Source organism: Cohnella cellulosilytica, from assembly GCF_042431195.1.
In the GTDB taxonomy this organism is placed as follows: Bacteria; Bacillota; Bacilli; order Paenibacillales; family Paenibacillaceae; genus Cohnella; species Cohnella cellulosilytica.
In genome coordinates, this window is sequence record NZ_JBHMDN010000079.1 from 13,325 (window position 1) to 30,012 (window position 16,688).

15 protein-coding genes are annotated in these 16,688 nt (G+C 61.2%); 1 reads left to right on the top strand and 14 read right to left on the bottom strand.

The window, feature by feature from the left end; all coding sequences use genetic code 11:
• Nucleotides 1-192 precede the first annotated feature (192 nt).
• The 3 genes from ACFFT4_RS33270 to ACFFT4_RS33280 are packed head-to-tail and all read right to left on the bottom strand — an operon-like array spanning nt 193 to nt 3,277.
• Nucleotides 193-1,050, bottom strand: coding sequence for a fatty acid kinase binding subunit FakB (locus tag ACFFT4_RS33270; RefSeq protein ID WP_378053840.1), 858 nt, complete (start codon nt 1,048-1,050; stop codon nt 193-195).
• A 30-nt stretch (nt 1,051-1,080) separates the two neighbouring features.
• Nucleotides 1,081-2,892 carry a fatty acid kinase ATP-binding subunit FakA gene (locus tag ACFFT4_RS33275; RefSeq protein ID WP_378053842.1) on the bottom strand — a complete coding sequence of 604 codons (1,812 nt, stop codon included), beginning with the start codon at nt 2,890-2,892 and terminating at the stop codon, nt 1,081-1,083.
• A gap of 25 nt (nt 2,893-2,917) precedes the next feature.
• Nucleotides 2,918-3,277 (bottom strand): Asp23/Gls24 family envelope stress response protein, encoded by a 360-nt coding sequence (locus ACFFT4_RS33280; protein WP_378053843.1) that lies wholly within the window; start codon nt 3,275-3,277, stop codon nt 2,918-2,920.
• A gap of 199 nt (nt 3,278-3,476) precedes the next feature.
• Between ACFFT4_RS33280 and rpmB the strand changes: the two genes are divergently transcribed.
• On the top strand, nt 3,477-3,665 hold the full coding sequence (rpmB, locus tag ACFFT4_RS33285) for a 50S ribosomal protein L28 (protein WP_094041487.1): 189 nt from the start codon (nt 3,477-3,479) through the stop codon (nt 3,663-3,665).
• A 79-nt stretch (nt 3,666-3,744) separates the two neighbouring features.
• On the opposite strand, the gene spoVM is transcribed toward rpmB, so the two are convergent.
• The 11 genes from spoVM to coaBC form a co-directional block, all read right to left on the bottom strand.
• Entirely contained in the window at nt 3,745-3,825 is an 81-nt protein-coding gene (gene spoVM, locus ACFFT4_RS33290) for a stage V sporulation protein SpoVM (RefSeq protein ID WP_041064529.1), read from the bottom strand.
• Between the two features lie 112 nt (nt 3,826-3,937).
• Nucleotides 3,938-4,582, bottom strand: a complete 645-nt coding sequence (rpe, locus tag ACFFT4_RS33295; protein WP_378053846.1) for a ribulose-phosphate 3-epimerase — start codon at nt 4,580-4,582, stop codon at nt 3,938-3,940.
• A gap of 1 nt (nt 4,583) precedes the next feature.
• Nucleotides 4,584-5,489 (bottom strand): ribosome small subunit-dependent GTPase A, encoded by a 906-nt coding sequence (gene rsgA / locus ACFFT4_RS33300; RefSeq protein ID WP_378053848.1) that lies wholly within the window; start codon nt 5,487-5,489, stop codon nt 4,584-4,586.
• Between the two features lie 50 nt (nt 5,490-5,539).
• Nucleotides 5,540-7,630 carry a Stk1 family PASTA domain-containing Ser/Thr kinase gene (gene pknB / locus ACFFT4_RS33305; RefSeq protein ID WP_378053850.1) on the bottom strand — a complete coding sequence of 697 codons (2,091 nt, stop codon included), beginning with the start codon at nt 7,628-7,630 and terminating at the stop codon, nt 5,540-5,542.
• Nucleotides 7,627-8,394, bottom strand: coding sequence for a Stp1/IreP family PP2C-type Ser/Thr phosphatase (locus ACFFT4_RS33310; protein WP_378053852.1), 768 nt, complete (start codon nt 8,392-8,394; stop codon nt 7,627-7,629). The genes pknB and ACFFT4_RS33310 overlap by 4 nt, the downstream gene beginning before the upstream one ends.
• 6 nt (nt 8,395-8,400) lie before the next feature.
• Nucleotides 8,401-9,480, bottom strand: coding sequence for a dual-specificity RNA methyltransferase RlmN (gene rlmN / locus ACFFT4_RS33315; RefSeq protein WP_378053854.1), 1,080 nt, complete (start codon nt 9,478-9,480; stop codon nt 8,401-8,403).
• A gap of 35 nt (nt 9,481-9,515) precedes the next feature.
• A complete protein-coding gene (rsmB, locus tag ACFFT4_RS33320) occupies nt 9,516-10,916 on the bottom strand; it encodes a 16S rRNA (cytosine(967)-C(5))-methyltransferase RsmB (protein ID WP_378053856.1) in 1,401 nt (466 codons plus the stop codon).
• A gap of 308 nt (nt 10,917-11,224) precedes the next feature.
• A complete protein-coding gene (fmt, locus tag ACFFT4_RS33325; protein ID WP_378053858.1) occupies nt 11,225-12,178 on the bottom strand; it encodes a methionyl-tRNA formyltransferase in 954 nt (317 codons plus the stop codon).
• A 1-nt stretch (nt 12,179) separates the two neighbouring features.
• A complete protein-coding gene (gene def / locus ACFFT4_RS33330) occupies nt 12,180-12,695 on the bottom strand; it encodes a peptide deformylase (RefSeq protein WP_378053860.1) in 516 nt (171 codons plus the stop codon).
• A gap of 213 nt (nt 12,696-12,908) precedes the next feature.
• Nucleotides 12,909-15,404: a primosomal protein N' gene (gene priA, locus ACFFT4_RS33335; protein ID WP_378053862.1), complete on the bottom strand. Its 2,496-nt coding sequence runs from the start codon at nt 15,402-15,404 to the stop codon at nt 12,909-12,911.
• Entirely contained in the window at nt 15,401-16,630 is a 1,230-nt protein-coding gene (gene coaBC, locus ACFFT4_RS33340; RefSeq protein WP_378053864.1) for a bifunctional phosphopantothenoylcysteine decarboxylase/phosphopantothenate--cysteine ligase CoaBC, read from the bottom strand. Before coaBC ends, priA begins: the two co-directional genes overlap by 4 nt.
• Nucleotides 16,631-16,688: the final 58 nt, after the last annotated feature.

Sequence of the window (16,688 nt, forward strand, 5' to 3'; positions counted from 1 at the left end):
AGACCAACCTCTTTATAATCTTGCCTAGGGCGTGTATGCAACCTCCGAGGACAGCAAATATTGCCGAATTTTCGTTCCATGCAAGGAACTTTTGTGAAGGCGTACCGGGGGTACGTCAAGCAAAAGTGACGCAGCAGGGGGCGAAAAGGCGGTGAAAGATGCCCCTGAGCGGGTTTGCATACACACCCTAGATCAGGAGCCCAGCGGGAAAATGAACAGTCCGATCGTTCCCGGCCCGGCGTGCGCGCCGATGACCGGCCCGATCTCGGCCTCCTCGTATTGCTGCACGTTAAGCCTGCTTTTGAGCAGCTCGGCCATCTCGGCGGCGCCGTTCGTGAAGCCCGGCGTCGTGGCGATCGCCAGATGGACCGGCGTCTCCTTCAGATCGGATTCCAGCACCTCGGCGATGCGAGCCATCGCCCGCTTCTGGCCTCTCGCCTTATCGAACGGATAGACGAAGCCTTCCTTGTCGATCGACAGAATCGGCTTAATGTTCAGCAGCGATCCGAGCACGGCCGAAGCTTTGCCGATGCGGCCGCCTTTCTGCAAATATTCGAGCGTGTCCACGAGAAAATAGAGACGAAGCTCCGAGCGCATCCTCTCGACCTCGGCGACGATCTCCGCTTTGCCCGCGCCGGCCTGCGCCAGCTCGGCGGCTCTGACGACAAGCCTGCCGTAGCCGAAGGAAGCGGACTTCGAATCGATGACCGTCACGTCGGCATCGTCGTCCAGCATCGACTTGGCGATCGTCGCGGATTGGTACGTGCCGCTCATCGCGCTCGACAGCTGAATCGAGACGACCGCATGGCCTTCGTCCGTCAGCCTCTTGTACACGTCGTGAAAATCGGCCGGCGAAGGCTGCGAGGAGGTCGCAAGCTTGCCGAAGCCGGCCAGCTTCGCGTAAAATTCCGCCGGCTGCAGCTCAACGTTGTCCAGGTAGCTCTCTTCGCCGAAGTTCACCTTCAGAGGCACCATCTCGATGCCAAGCTTTTCCCTTGTCGCCCGCGGAATGTCCGCAGTGCTGTCCGTAACCAGAACAACCGATGCCATAGCGCGTCTCCTCCAACCTCACATGGAATTTTACGGTTCGACCGCGAACAGATAAGGATACAGAGGCTGTCCGCCCTCGTGAATCTCGACTTCGGCCTCCGGGTACGTCTCGCCGATCCAGCGCCCAAGCTCCTCGATCTGCTCCGCGTCGGCGCCTTCGCCGGTCAGCACTGTCAAAATTTCGCCGCCCGTCGTCATAAGCTCCCCGAGCAGCGCTTTGGCCGTTTCCGCCAAGCCTTCGTCCGACACGACGATCTTCTTGTCCTGAATGCCGATATAGTGGCCTTCCTTGATCCGGACGCCGTCCATCTCGGTATCCCTGACCGCCTTCGTGACCGAGCCGGTCACGACCCGCTCGAAGGCCTTCGTCATTCTGTCGACGTTCGTCTGCTCCGGCTCGCTCTCCTGGAACGCCAGCATCGCCGCCATGCCCTGCGGCAGCGTGCGGGTCGGCAGCACGGTTACCGGACGCTCCGCCAGCTCGGCCGCCTGCTTGGCCGCCATAACGACGTTCGGATTGTTCGGCAGCACAAGGATATGATGCGCCGACAACGAATGAATGGCTCCGAGCAAATCCTCCGTGCTCGGATTCATGCTCTGGCCGCCGGAGAGCACGATGTCGACGCCCAGACTGCGGAACAGCTCCGCATTGCCGTCGCCGACGCTGACCGCCACGACGCCGTAGGAAGCCAGTTCGTAAACGTCGGGATTCGGCTCGCTCTCCGGGGAGGCGGTAACGGCAGGCAGATCGACGACGCCCGGAAGCGCGTAATCGACGTTGCGGGTTTCCGGGGACGGCTGTCCGACCGGCTGTCCCGCGGCCGGAGCTTCCCGCTGCTGCCCCAGCAGCTCGCGGTGCTGCTCCTGCATGTTCAGAATATGAATCTGCGTAATCTCCCCGTACGCCAGCGCCAGGTTCAGCACGTCGCCGGGACGACGCGAGTGGACGTGCACTTTGACGACGTTGTCGTCCTCGATGAGAATGATCGAGTCCCCGTCGCGTTCGAGCGCCTGCCTGAAAGTGCGTTCGGGGAACGGAGCCGCCGTCGTAAAGCGTTGAATGAAAAACTCCATATCGTAAGGAAAAGCGATGCTTTCCGTCGTTATTTTCGCTTGGGCGGACGTTCCCGGCGAGACCGGCTTGCGCTCCGGCGCCGCCGCGGAAGCGAAGGAAGGCGCAGGCTGCGCTTCGGGCGCTCGCGCCTCCGAATCGGAAGCGGGGGCGCTGCCGCCCAAATAATCGACGAAACCCTCGTAGAGGTATACGAGTCCCTGCCCGCCCGAATCCACGACCCCCACCTGCTTCAGCACGGGCAGCATGTCCTGCGTGCGGGCGAGCGTTTCCTGCGCCTTGGCGTACACTTCGCGCATCAGTTCGGTCAAATCCGCCGTCTTGCGCGATACCGTCAGCCCGTGCTTGGCCGCTTCTCTCGCCACCGTAAGAATCGTTCCTTCCACAGGCTTGACAACCGCCTTGTAAGCGGTATCAACTCCCTGTTGCAGAGCATTGGCGAACAAAGTCGCCGTGAGCTCGCGTTGACCCGAAATCGCGCGCGCGAAACCGCGGAACAATTGGGACAGAATGACGCCCGAATTGCCTCTTGCGCCCATCAGAAGGCCTTTGGACAGCACTTCGGCCGCCCTGCCGACTTCTTCGGAAGGCTTATTTTTTAATTCGGCCACGCCGGCCGACATCGTTAAGTTCATATTCGTTCCCGTGTCGCCGTCCGGCACGGGAAATACGTTAAGGGCGTTAACGCGTTCCTCGTTGCGGGACAGTCTCTCCGCGCCGAGGAAGATCATGGCCGCCCATTCGTTTCCGTTCAAGAAGCGCTTACCCAATGATGATTCCCCTTCCCTCAAAATACTACTTCAGAATCCGCACTCCTTGAACGTTCACGTTCACCTGATCGACCCGCAAGCCGACCACTTCTTCCAGCACGTACTTCACCTTGGATTGAATGTTATGGGCCACTTCGGAAATTCTCGTTCCATAGCTGACGATCACGTACAGATCGAGATGGATCTGTTCGCCTTCCTGGCGGACTTCTACGCCGCGCGACAGGTTTTCCCGTCCGAGCATCTCCGCGATCCCGTCCTTCAGGCCTTTGCGGGACGCCATGCCGACCAGTCCATAACAATCCAACGCCGCCGAACCGGCAACCACGGCGATCACTTGGTCTGCTACATCAATCTTTCCGTTCTCCGAGACGAGCTGCAGAGGCATGGAAAATCACTCCTTTATGGCTTATTATGGACTATACCCCATTGTACTATAAAAAAACGGGAGAATGAAGCCGTAAAGCGGTCATTTCTGGCGAATCTACCGTAAAGGCTTTCAATATGCGCATTTTTCGTTGCATCCGGATACGCGCTATGCTAAGATAGGAAAGTATTTGTATGGACGTGGCAAGGAGGTGTATTTAATGGCTCGCAAATGTTATATCACGGGGAAAACGCCAGGTTCGGGCAACCACAAGTCTCACGCGAACAACACTTCCCGCCGTACTTGGGGGGTCAACGTACAAAAAGTGCGTATTCTGGTGAACGGCAAGCCGAAGCGCGTATATGTCAGCGCCAAAGCTCTGAAATCCGGCGCGGTAACCCGCGTATAAGGATTCGCAGTTCGGCCATGAGGAAAAACCGTCAGACTCGTCTGACGGTTTTCTTTTTATGCTTGCCTACTACAAGGCGTCAATTTTTATGAAAAGTGTTGAGAATCGCTTTGACGAAGCCACCCAAAAATTTCGGCAGCTTGATGGTGTAAAATTTCATCGTCCCATCCCTCCTCCGCAGGCTAAACCCTCGCAGGCCCCTTTCCACCGTCGAAACCCGCTACTGATTACAATGTATGCGGAGGAAGTTTTGTCCTATGCCAGACAAATTGTCAGCGCAGCGCAGCGATCGCCGCCGCCCGGTCGGCATGGCCGAATATATAAGTGCCCGCCACGATGGAGTCCGCTCCGGCTTCCTTGACGAGCGCCGCGGTATCGGCGTTGATGCCCCCGTCGACCTGAACGTGAATGTCGTCCTTGCCGTGCCGCCGCAGCATGGCGCGCAAATCGCGCAGCTTGGGCAGCATCGCCGGCAGGAAGCTCTGGCCCCCGAATCCGGGGTTGATCGTCATTATGAGAACGAGATCGATCTCGTCCAGCATATACTCCAGCACCGACAAAGGCGTATGCGGATTTAACGCCACTCCCGCCTTCATGCCCAATTCCTTCGCTTCCGTCAACGTGCGATGCAGATGGACGCAAGCCTCGGGATGTACCGTCACCCGCTCGGCGCCGGCTCTGGCCAGCGCCGGGAACAGCGATTGCGGGCTCTCCACCATCAGATGAACGTCGAAGATCAGCTTCGTCACCGGACGGATCATCTCCACGATCGGCGGTCCGAACGTCAGGTTCGGCACGAAATGCCCGTCCATAATATCGATATGTACCCAATCCGCCCCGGCAGCTTCAATGCTGCGAATTTCTTCTCCGAGCCGGGAGAAGTCCGAAGCGAGAATGGATGGCGCGATAATCGTCATGTCAGTACCTCCGCTTGTTATCTTTCCATTCCGCCATGAAGCCGACGTAATTGTCGTAGCGGCTGGCCGCGATCAGTCCTTGCTCCTTGGCCTCCAATACGGCGCATTGCGGCTCGTGGATATGCGTGCAGCCCCTGAATTTGCAAGAGGACGACCGCTGCGCGAACTCGCGAAAGCAGGAGCCGATCTCGTCGATGCCGAGCTCGGCAAAATCGAGCTGGCTGAAGCCCGGCGTATCGGCCAAATAGCCACCTCCGGCGACCGGAACGAGCTCCACATGCCGCGTCGTGTGCTTGCCGCGCCCCAGCTTGTCGCTGATCTCGTTCGTCTCCAGCCGGAGTCCGGGCACGAGCGCGTTGACGAGGGACGACTTGCCGACGCCGGATTGGCCGGCGAGCACGTTGATATGTCCGGCCAGAGCCGCTCTCAGCTCATCCAATCCTTCGCCCCGGTGAGCGCTTGTCTTCAACACCCGGTATCCGATCGAGGAATACAACTCCTCCGCGGACGCGACGTCGCGGCGAATGCGCTCGCCTTCCTCCCCTTCCGGAATCCGGTCCAGCTTCGTGAAGACGATCGCCGCGTCCAGCCCGGCATGTTCAATGTGCACGAGAAACTTGTCGAGCAGGCCGAGATTCAGCTCCGGCCTGACGACGGAAAACACGAGCACGGCGAGATCGGCGTTGGCAACCGGCGGACGCGCGAGCTGGGACGAACGAGGCCTAATCGCCTCGACCGTCCCTTCCCCGTTCTCCGTCTCGCTGTACCCGACTCGGTCTCCGACAAGCGGGAACTCGCCCCGCTTCTTGAAGATGCCTCTGCCCCGGCACTGCACCGGCGCTCCGCCGTCCTCGCCCTGCACGTAATAATAACCGCTTAACGCTTTAACGATAATGCCCTCGGGCACTCCCATCCAGCTCCTTTGCAACCCCTGGACCGACTCCGCTCGAGCGCGGGTCACTGCCCTTCCGTGTCCTCTTGAAACCCGTTGTCCGTCACTTCTTCCGAAGGGCTTTCCGAAGGCGGATCCTCTTCTCCCGAACTGCCCGGATCGGGGTCCGGAGACGTCGTTGCCGGAATGTGGCTGTCGTCGTAGTAGACGGGCTCGGACCTCCAGAAGTTGCCGTCGCGCATAATGGTGATCAGCCCCGTCTTATCCGGAGACAGCACCAGCGTGACCGGGAACGAGGTCGTCGAGCTGATCCTCTTCGATACGCTCTCGATATTGTCTCCCGTCGCGTCGGAATACACGATCTTGATGTCGCTCGGCTGCCCTTCCACGGCCGGAGAGACCGTGACGGTCAGCTTCTTCTCCAAGGCGTCCACCGGATAACCGCTGCTCACCCAAATCTGCACCTTCGTTTTCGGAGTGACCATCTCGTCCTTGTTGGCCGGGAACTGCTTAAACACTTCGTCCTTCGGCGTACTGTAGCTCGGCTCGCGGTACACCTCCTGCAGCACCAGATCCTGCCGCTCGATCATCGCTTTGGCCTCGGCCTCGGTCTTGCCGATCAAATCCGGCATCGGGAACGCTTCTTCGCCTTTGCTGATGACAAGCGTAATTTTCGTCGTCGCGGAGGTCGGATCAAACTTCGCTTCCGCTGCGGGAATCTGGTCGAGAATGGTTCCCGGCTCGCTCTCGTTATACTTTTCGCTCGGAATGATGTTGTTCGCGTTGACCCCCATCGCCTGCAGCTGGGCGACGGCCGTATCGTACTGCTGTCCGACAAAGCTCGGCATGAGCGGAAGCTCCTTCGCCTTGCCGACCGTCAGCTGGATCGGCGAGCCTTCCTTGGCGACCGTGTCCTTCTTCTTCGACTGGTCGATCACGCGGCCATCGTCCTCTTCGTCTTCCACTTCCTTGTACACCGTCGGATCCATGATCTGGAACCCGGCCGCGGTCAATATTTCAACCGCCTCCATCTCTTCTTTGCCGATCACGTCCGGAACCGGAACGTCGTCGTTGGTCACGTCCTTGAGCAGCGAGACCGCCCAGATCAGCACGCCGATGAGCACGACGGCGATGACGCCCAGAACGGTCGGCAGCACCCATTTGCGCTTGCGTCCGTCCGCTTCGTCCTCGTTCCAGCGTTCCTCCGCGGAGGAGGCTTTGACGGACGGAGCTTCGATCGTATTGCGCATGTCCGGCCGAATGGCCGGCACGACCTTCGTCTTGTCCCGTTCGTCCTCTTCGTCGCTCTCGTAATGCCGCGCCGGTTCGTTGAGCCGGTCCGGCCGCATGCACGTCTCGAGGTCGCGCTGCATTTCCTTGGCCGACTGGTAACGCTCCTGGGGATTTTTGCGCATCGCCCGCAAAATAATATTTTCCACGCTTTGCGGGATATACGGGTTGACCAGCCGCGGCTGCTCGAACGGCTCCTGCAGATGCTTCAGCGCGACGCTGATCGGGCTTTCGCCCAGAAACGGCAATCTTCCGGTCAGCATCTGGTACAGCACGATACCGAGCGAGTACAGGTCCGACTTCTCCCCGGTTGCGACGCCCTTGGCGTGCTCGGGGGAGAAATAGTGGACGGAGCCGATGACCGAGCCCGTCTGGGTAATCGTCGAAGAAGTAACCGCCCGGGCGATGCCGAAGTCGGTCACCTTGACGCGGCCGTTGTTGCCGATCAATATGTTGTGCGGTTTAATGTCGCGATGGATGATTTGATTATGATGGGCGTGCTCCAGCGCGTCGCAGATTTCCACGGCGATTCTCACCGCTTCCTCCGCTTGCAGCGGCGCCCGTTCGCGAATGATTTCGTTCAGGTTGGCGCCGTCGACGAATTCCATGACGATATAATGCGTGTCGTCGACTTGTCCGACGTCGTAGATGCTGACGATATTCGGATGCGACAGCGAAGCGGCGGCCTGCGCCTCGCGACGGAATCTCTTGACGAAGTCGTCGTCGTGGGTGAACTGCTGGCGCAGCACCTTCACGGCCACGAAACGGTTAAGCAGCAAATCCCGGGCTTTATAGACGAGCGCCATGCCGCCGCCGCCGACTCGGGCCAGCAGTTCGTAACGTCCGCCAAGCGTATGTCCGATCATGCCGATCCTCCTCCCGCGGCCTGTGCCCGCGTGTCGTCCGCGACAAGCGCAACCGTAATGTTATCGTCTCCGCCGGCCAGCAGCGCGAGATCGATCAAGCGCTGGGCCTGCTGGTCCAGCTCCGCCTCGGAACGCTCCAGCTCGGCCTGCACTTCCGAATGCTCCACCAAGCCGCTGAGTCCGTCGCTGCACAGCAGCAGCACGTCCCCGCTCCTCCAATCGATCACCTGGATGTCGGCCTCGACCTCGCGGTCCGTGCCGAGCGCTCTGGTCAACACGTTGCGGCGCGGATGATGGGCGGCCTCCTGCGGGCTTAGCTGCCCGGATCTCGTCAGCTCGTTAACGAGCGTGTGGTCTTCCGTCAGCTGCTCAAGCCGTCCGTCCCGCAGACGGTAGGCCCGGCTGTCTCCGATATGGCCGATCAGTCCGGCGTTCTCGCGAATCATCGCCATCACGACGGTCGTGCCCATATTGTGATACTGTTCATTGAGCGACGCCGTCTCGAACACCGCTTTGTTCGCCTGGCGTATGATCTCCTGGAGCTTGGGGACGCCGTCGGCGGCGGACGCCGAGTGCTCCCACGCTTGCAGCGACTGGACCAGACTGTCCACGGCAAGGGAGCTCGCCACGTCGCCGGCGCGATGGCCGCCCATTCCGTCGGCCACGATCGCCGCGGTCCACCCTCCGGCAAGAGAGCCGCTCCAAGCCTGATCTTCATTGACTTGCCGGACTTTGCCGACATGACTTCGCAATACCGTTAACATCTCGCATCACCCCGTCGTCGTCTCCATATGCTTCGCTCGCAATTGGCCGCATGCCGCCGCGATGTCGTGTCCTTGTTCCCGGCGGATCGTCACGTTTACGTTTTTCTTCTGGAGCACTCTCTGAAATTCGAAAATATCGTCCCGCGGCGTTCTGACGTAATTGCGCTCCGGCACATAGTTGACGGGAATCAGATTGACGTGGCACAGCATATCCTGCAGCACGTCTCCGAGCTCTTCCGCATGCTCGGGCCGATCGTTCATGCCCCCGATCAGCGCGTATTCGAACGTAATCCTTCTTCCCGTTTTCTCGATATAGTATTTGCAGGCGTCGATGACGTCCGCGAACGGATATCTGCGGTTGACCGGCATCAGCTTCGAGCGCAGCGCGTCGTTCGGCGCGTGAATGGAAATCGCCAGATTGATCTGCGTGTTCTCGTCGGCAAAGCGGATCATGTTCGGCACGATGCCGCTCGTCGACACCGTAATATGTCTGGCTCCGATATTGAGCCCTTTCGGATGAATCATCGTTCGCAGGAAGCTCATCGTCGCGTCGTAATTTTCAAAAGGTTCGCCGATGCCCATAATGACGATGCTCGACACCCGCTCGTCCAGCGGATCGAGAATTTGCTGCGCCTTCACGACTTGAGCGATAATCTCGCCCGCCGTCAGACTGCGCTTCAGTCCGCCCAGCGTCGAAGCGCAGAACGTGCAGCCGATCCGGCAGCCGACCTGCGTCGTTACGCAGACGCTGTTGCCGTAGTTGTGCCGCATAATGACCGTCTCGATCGCATGGTTGTCCTGCAGGCCGAACAGAAATTTGACCGTGCCGTCCTTCGACTCGAACTTGGCGAGCTCCGTCAGCGTCACGAACCGGAAGCTTGCGGCAAGCTTGTCTCTGAGCGGCTTCGGCAGGTTCGTCATTTCTTCGAACGAATTCACTCTCTTTACGTACAGCCAGTCGAATATCTGTCCCGCCCGGAAAGCGGGTTCCCCCTGCTCCTTGATCCATTCCTGGATTTGCTCCAAGGATAAATCGTAAATAAACGGATTGAGTTGTTCCTTATCCTTGTCTTTGACTTTCTCCAACTTCGTCACCACCATTCGTACATTTTATCATAAAATTATCCGCTTTGCTTCCGCAGCCTCGCGATGAAGAAACCGTCGCTTCCGAACGCGTCGGGAAGCAGCTGCAGCATGCCTGCAAAAGGCTCCGCCAAAAGCCCCTTCGCGCGAATGGGCTCAAGCGTCTCCTCCGGCCAGCCGCCGGGATCGAGCGCAAACTCCGGGTGCCGCCGCAGAAAGCCGCGAACCGTCTCCTCGTTCTCCTCCGCAGCGATCGTGCACGTGCTGTACACGAGCGTTCCACCGGGTTTGACGAGCGATTGAACCCGTTCCAGCAGCCGGCTTTGCAGCTCCGACAGGGCCGCGATATCCGCGGCGGATTTGTTCCACTTGATCTCCGGCTTGCGGCGAATGACGCCCAGACCGGAGCACGGCGCGTCGAGCAGCACGACGTCGAACGATTCCGGATCCAGCTTGCCGGCCAGCTCCAGCGCGTCGCCGGTCGTCGTCCGCACGCTTTCAAGGCCGAGTCGTTCGGCCTGCTGCCGGATCAGCGCCTCCTTGTGGGGATGGACGTCGTTGGCCGTAACGCTTCCTTCGTCGCGCATCTTCTCGACCAGGTGCGTCGTTTTGCCTCCCGGGGCGGCGCAGCAGTCGAGCACCTTCATCCCGGGACGCGGATCGGCGACGGAAGCTACGAGCATCGAGCTCTCGTCCTGTATCGTCAGAAACCCTTGCTTGTACCAGTCGGTATGGACAAGATTGCCCGCACGGATCGCGACAATCCCCTCCCGCGTCAGCGGGGACGGGACGGCCTCGAAACCGGCGTCCGCCATCTCCGCGAGCAGCCGTTCGCGCGTTGTCCGCAGCGGATTGATCCGTGCGGACAGATGCGGCGGCTCGTTGTTGGCCGCGCACATCCGTTCGGCGGCCGCTTCGCCGAATTCCGCAATCCATCGCTCGACCAGCCAGAGCGGATGGCTGTGCTCGAGCGAAATTCTCTTCGCGGCCGGCAAGTCCCGCGGCAGCGGCGCGGCGAAGCCTTCCCGGAGCACGGCGCGCAGCACGCCGTTAACCAGGCCGCCGATCCCGGCGTGGCCGCGCTTCTTCGCAATCGTGACCGCCTCGTCGACGACCGCGTGCGCGGGCACGCGGGTCAGCCATCGCAGCTGATAGTAGCTCATTCTCAGCAGCGCCCGCACCCACGGCTCTATTTTGTTGGGCCAGCCCTTCACCCGGCTTTGCAGAGCGTAATCAATCGTATTGAGCCGCTGAATCGTCCCGTACGCCAGCTCGGTCGCCAGCGCCGCGTCCGGGCGGGACAATCCCGCCGCCTGCAGCGTCTGATTCAGCTCCAGCCCGCTGTACGCTCCCCGCGTCTCCACGTTATGCAGCACGCTCATCGCCACTTCGCGCGCGCTTTGCGGCTTGCCGCCGGGCATTCGAATCGTCTTCGTCATCCTTCGCATCCTTATCTCGCATGATTTCTTAATACACGCATTAGCCGAATTAGTTGCGTTATCGGCCTAACGAACGCATCTATTTTCACGTGCGCACCGTCACTTAACGGTCTCGCAGACTAATATTCCCACATTCTTATACGTTCGCTGCCATTTAACGGCCTCTCGGACCGTTAATCCAGCCTTCGTCCACGTTCACCGCCATTTAGCGGCCTCTCGGACCGTTATTTCCACATTCGCCGCGTCCCTGCAATCAACGGAACGAGTAATCGCCCAAACGGCGCCAATCGATCAAAAAAAGCCCGGGGTTACCCGAGCGTCTTGCCGGGAGCCAGACGGGCTCCTTTGGCGAACTCCGCCGCTTTCAGCGCTTTTTTGCCGGCGGGCTGGACGTCCGTCAGCACGATGCTGCCGTCTCCCGTTCGCACGCGAATGCCGAAAGCGCCCGTCTCCAAAACCGCGCCGGGAGCGAAAGCAGCCCACTCGGAACGCAGCTCGGCATCCGACGGGCCAGGAACGGCGCAGCCCCACACCTTGAACACTTCTCCGTCCAAATGCGTAAATCCGCCGGCCATCGGATTGAGCCCGCGCACCCGGTCGAAAATCCGCCGCGAGCTTTGGCTCCATTCCAGCTTCTCGTCCTCGCGGGACAAATTCGGCGCATAGGTCGCCTCGTCGTCAGCCTGCGGCGTGCGGCCCGCCGAACCGCCTTCGATCCGCGGCAGCCATTCGAGCAGCAGCTTCGCTCCCGCCTCGCTCAGCTTATCGAAGATCGTGCCCGCCGTATCTTCGTCCCGAATCGGCACCTCGACCTTGGCGATCATATCCCCGGTGTCGAGTCCTTCCGCCATATACATCAACGTTACGCCGGTCGTCTTCTCGCCATTGATGATCGAACGCTGGATCGGCGCCCCTCCGCGATACTTCGGAAGCAGCGAGCCATGCACGTTGATGCACCCGAGACGAGGCAGATCGAGCACCGCCTTCGGCAATATTTGCCCGTACGCGGCCGTCACGATCAAATCCGGCGCTGCCTCCGTCACGGCGGCGACGCCCTCAGGCGAGCGCAGCTTCTCCGGCTGCAGCACCGGCAGGCCTCGTTCGAGCGCAAACGCTTTGACGGGCGACGGCGTCAGCTCTCTTTTGCGGCCTTTAGGCCGATCCGGCTGCGTCACGACTGCCGCAACCTCGTAGCCGCGCTCCAGCAGTGCCTCCAGCGAAGGCACCGCGAACTGCGGCGTTCCCATAAACAAAATCTTCATTTTAATCTCCATCCTGCTCCTGATCCTGATCTTTATCCGGTTCCTGCTCTTCCGGTTTGCGCGCCTCGTACACGGATTCCGCCATGTCAATGAACAGAACGCCGTTCAGATGATCGATTTCGTGCTGGAACGCCCTGGACAAAAACTCCGTGCTATCGTATTGGATCGGCTTGCCGTGTCGGTCCTGTCCCTGGATTACGGTCCGGTTCGCCCGCTTAACGTCGCCCTGAAGGCCCGGGATGCTCAGACAGCCTTCCGGCCCAAGCTGCTCGCCTTCCGTGAGGACGATTTCGGGATTGACCATCTCGATGAGCTCGTGTTCGTCTCCGACATCAACGACGATAACCCGTTTCGAAATGCCGATCTGCGGGGCCGCAAGGCCAACGCCGTCGGCGTCGTACATCGTATCCGCCATGTCGTCCAGCAGCTTGTGCAGATTGGCATTGAATTTCGTCACTTCCTGCGCTCGTTCCCGGAGCACGGGGTCGGGGTGTTTCACGATTAACCGAATGGACATAACGGCACCCTTCCTTTTCGTTACAGACGTTTGTACTGCCTCGTTCAACAAGTCGGCTTTCGGTTGAGAGAAGCTTAGGGACCGAGGAAGCGATCGCTTAGCGTAGGCAAACCTACGTGAGCACCGGAAGGCCCGGCTGAATGCAAGATTCGACGTCGAATCCGCTTCCCGGCATCAACTTCGTGATCAAAACCGGACTTTTTGAACTTCCTCTCAAAGCATCATTTGCGGGTCTACGTCGACGCTGACCAGCACGCCGCCTTTTTTGACCGCATCCGACATAGCGCCCAGCGTCTCCGCTACGAGACGGCTCGCATCCATGTCTCCCCGATATTTTACCATACATTGAAACCTGTAGCGATCTTTCAATCTCGCGATCGGAGAAGCGACTGGCCCGAGCACCTCCATTGCCGCCGCGCCGCCCAGATCGAAGTCCCGGCGAATGCCGAGCGCATCCGCTTTGTCGCGCAGTCCGGAGGCGAACTGCTGACCGATCGAGAGCAGCATCGGAACCGACTCGTGGGAAAAGGTGACGGAGATCAGCCGGCCATACGGAGGATAACCGAGCTGCTTGCGCAGCACGAGCGCCCGCTCCGCGAAGCCGAGATAATCGTGCCCTTGAGCGGAGGTAACGGACTCGTGCTCGGGGTCGTACGTCTGGATGATCACCTCGCCCGGCAGCTCATGGCGACCGGCCCGTCCGGCCACCTGCGTCAGCAGTTGGAACGTGCGCTCGGAAGCGCGGAAGTCCGGCAGACGCAGAGCCGCGTCCGCGGCCAGCACCCCGACCAGCGTCACATACGGAAAATCCAGCCCCTTCGCCACCATCTGCGTGCCGAGCAGCACGTCCGCGCGGCGCTCGCGAAACTCGGTCAGCCAGCGCTCGTGAGAGTCTTTTTCCGACGTCGTGTCCACGTCCATCCGTATGACGCGAATGCCCGGGAACGTCGCGGCCAGCGCCTCCTCCACCTTCTGCGTGCCCGTCCCGAAAAAACGGATGTGCGGACTCTCGCAGCTCGGACAGATTTTCGGCTCGGCCTCCGAATAACCGCAGTAGTGGCAGCGCAAGTTTTGCGAGCCCCGATGATACGTCAGCGCGATCTCGCAATGCGGACAGGCGGCCGTATAGCCGCAGGACCGGCACATGACAAACGTCGCGTAGCCTCTGCGGTTCAGCAGCAGCACCATTTGCTCCTGCTTCTCCAACCGGCTGCGAATCGCGTCGGCCAGCATCCGGCTGAACATCGCTCGGTTGCCGAGCTTCAGCTCCTCACGCATGTCGACGACATGCACGCGGGGCAGCGGCCGGTTCGCCACCCGCTCCGGCAAAGCGATGTAAGCCGTCTCGCCCAGCGCCGTCTCTCTTCCTTCATATACGGCCGCTTCATAGGTTTCGAGTGCGGGGGTGGCCGAGCCGAGCACAACGACCGCGCCTTGTCTCCGGGCACGCTCGATGGCGACGTCGCGCGCATGGTATTTCGGGCTTTCCTCCTGCTTGTAGGAAGACTCGTGCTCCTCGTCGATGACGATCAGTCCGATGCTCGCAAAAGGAGCGAAAATCGCCGAACGCGCCCCCACCGCCACCTGCGCCCGGCCTTCGCGGATTTTGCGCCATTCGTCGTAGCGCTCTCCGTGCGACAGCCGGCTGTGCAGCACTGCGACCCGCGCGCCGAAGCGGCTCTTGAAGCGCTCGACCATCTGCGGCGTCAGCGCGATCTCCGGCACGAGCACAATCGCCTCGCGGTGCGCGTCGAGACAGCGCTGAATCGCCTGCAAGTAGATTTCCGTCTTGCCGCTCCCCGTCACCCCGTGCAGCAGGAACGTGCGGCTGACCCGCGCGTCCAGCGCCTCGCGAATCGGAGCCAGAGCCGCCTCCTGCTTCGGCGTCAGCCGCATCGGCGCGCTGGCCGGAAAATCCCGGTCCGCATACGGGTCCCGATCCTCCGTCACCGGGCAGATCTCGACCAGCCCCCGCTCCTCAAGCGAGCGAATCGTGCCCGATGTCGTCGCGAGCGTCTCCGCCAGCTTCGCCAGCGGAACAGGCTCGTTATGCTCCGCCAAATACGCGGCCAGCTCGCGCTGCTTGCCCGCTCGCGCCGGAATCGTCCCCGCCGCCTCCAGCAGACGCTCCGTCTCGGCCGGAAACACCGTCAGCACCGTTTTGACCGACAGCTGGTCCTCCACGCGCTGCCGTTCCTCCAGCCGCCCTTCCCGCAGCCACATCTTCAACAGCGCGCCCTGATCGGGGTACTGCTGGAGCAGCGCGGCCAGCTTGAGCGGCTTGCCTTTGCCCAGCGCAAGCAAGAGACCGCCGCTCAGGGCGATCTCTGCATCGGACCAGACCGCTCCGGCGGCCTGCTGCACGTATTTCTCCGCCCGTCCCTTCAGCGCGGCGGGCAGCATCGCCTGCAGCGCGACGGTGAGCGGGCACAGCCACCTGCGGCTGATCCACTCCCCGAGCGCGACCAGCTCGGCGGACAGCGGGGGCACCGCGTCGAGCACCTCCTCGAGCGGCTTCAGCTTCCCGCGCTCGACCTCGGCGTCGTCGGCCAGGGCGGTCACGATCCCTTGAAGCTTGCGCGGCCCGAACGGCACCGCGACCCGGCTGCCGACCTCCACCCATTCGCGCAGCCGCTCGGGGATGGCATAGTCGAACGTCCGGTCGGTGTCCCGGCTCGGAACGTCCACGATCACTCTGGCCACCGTCATCGCTCCGACGATCCTTTCCGCGCGTCCCGAACGATGTCGAGCAGCCGCTCGGCGACGGCTCTTTTCGTCATTTGCGGCAGATGCTCGGCGAAGCCGCCGCGTCCGTACACGCTGACGATATTCGTCTCCGCGCCGAAGCCCGCTCCCGCCTCGGCCACGTTATTGGCGACGATCAGATCGCATTTTTTGCGCGCCAGCTTGTCCAAAGCATGCTTCTCCACATCCGTCGTCTCCGCCGCGAAGCCGACGACGAACGGTCCGCCGCCGCGCGCTTCCTTCCACTCCCCGACCTCCTGCAAAATATCGGGATTGCGGACAAGCTCCAGCGTCAACAAGTCGGAGGTTTTCTTGATTTTCTGATCCGCGCGGCTGGCAGGCCGGTAATCGGCCACCGCGGCCGCCTTAATGACCACGTCCGTCCCGTCCAATCGGCTCATTACTTCGTCCCGCATCCGCAGCGCCGAATCCGTTCGAATCACGTTCACCCCATGAGGAGGAGTCGCCTCCGTTCTCCCGCACACGAGCGTAACCTCCGCGCCGCGGTCGCGGGCGGCCTCCGCGATGGCGAACCCCATTTTCCCCGAGGAATCGTTCGTAATATAGCGCACCGGATCGATCCGCTCGACCGTGCCCCCGGCCGTAATCAGCACCCGCTGCCCGGCCAGCGGCTTAGGCCCGATCAGCTTCGCCACGACGGCGTCGACGATCTCGTCGGGCTCCGCCAGCCGGCCTTTGCCGACATAGCCGCACGCCAATTGGCCGGTTCCCGGCTCCACGAACACGACGCCCCGGGAAGCCAGCTTGTTGACGTTGTCGATCACCGCCGGGTGCTCCCACATATGTACATTCATCGCCGGCGCGATCAGCAGCGGAGCCGTCGTCGCCAGCAGCGTCGTGCTCAGCATATCGTCCGCGAGACCGCTCGCCAGCTTGGCCAGCATGTTGGCGGTCGCCGGGGCGACGACCGCCAGGTCGGCGGAATCCGCCCAATCGATATGCTGCACGATCGCCGCGTCCCGTTCGTCGAACACGTCCGTCGCCACCGGGTGGCGCGTCAGCGTCTGCAGCGTCAGCGGCGTAATGAACTTCGTCGCTCCTTCGGTCATCATGACGCGGACCGCCGCGCCGAGGCCGACCAGACGGCTGCACAGCGTCGCCGCCTTGTACGCCGCGATCCCTCCCGTAACGCCTACCAATATCGTTTTTCCCGCAAGCGGCTTGTTCATCCTAACTCCTCCCGCCTCATTTGCCTAGGGCGTGTATGCATACACGCCCTAGAAAAAA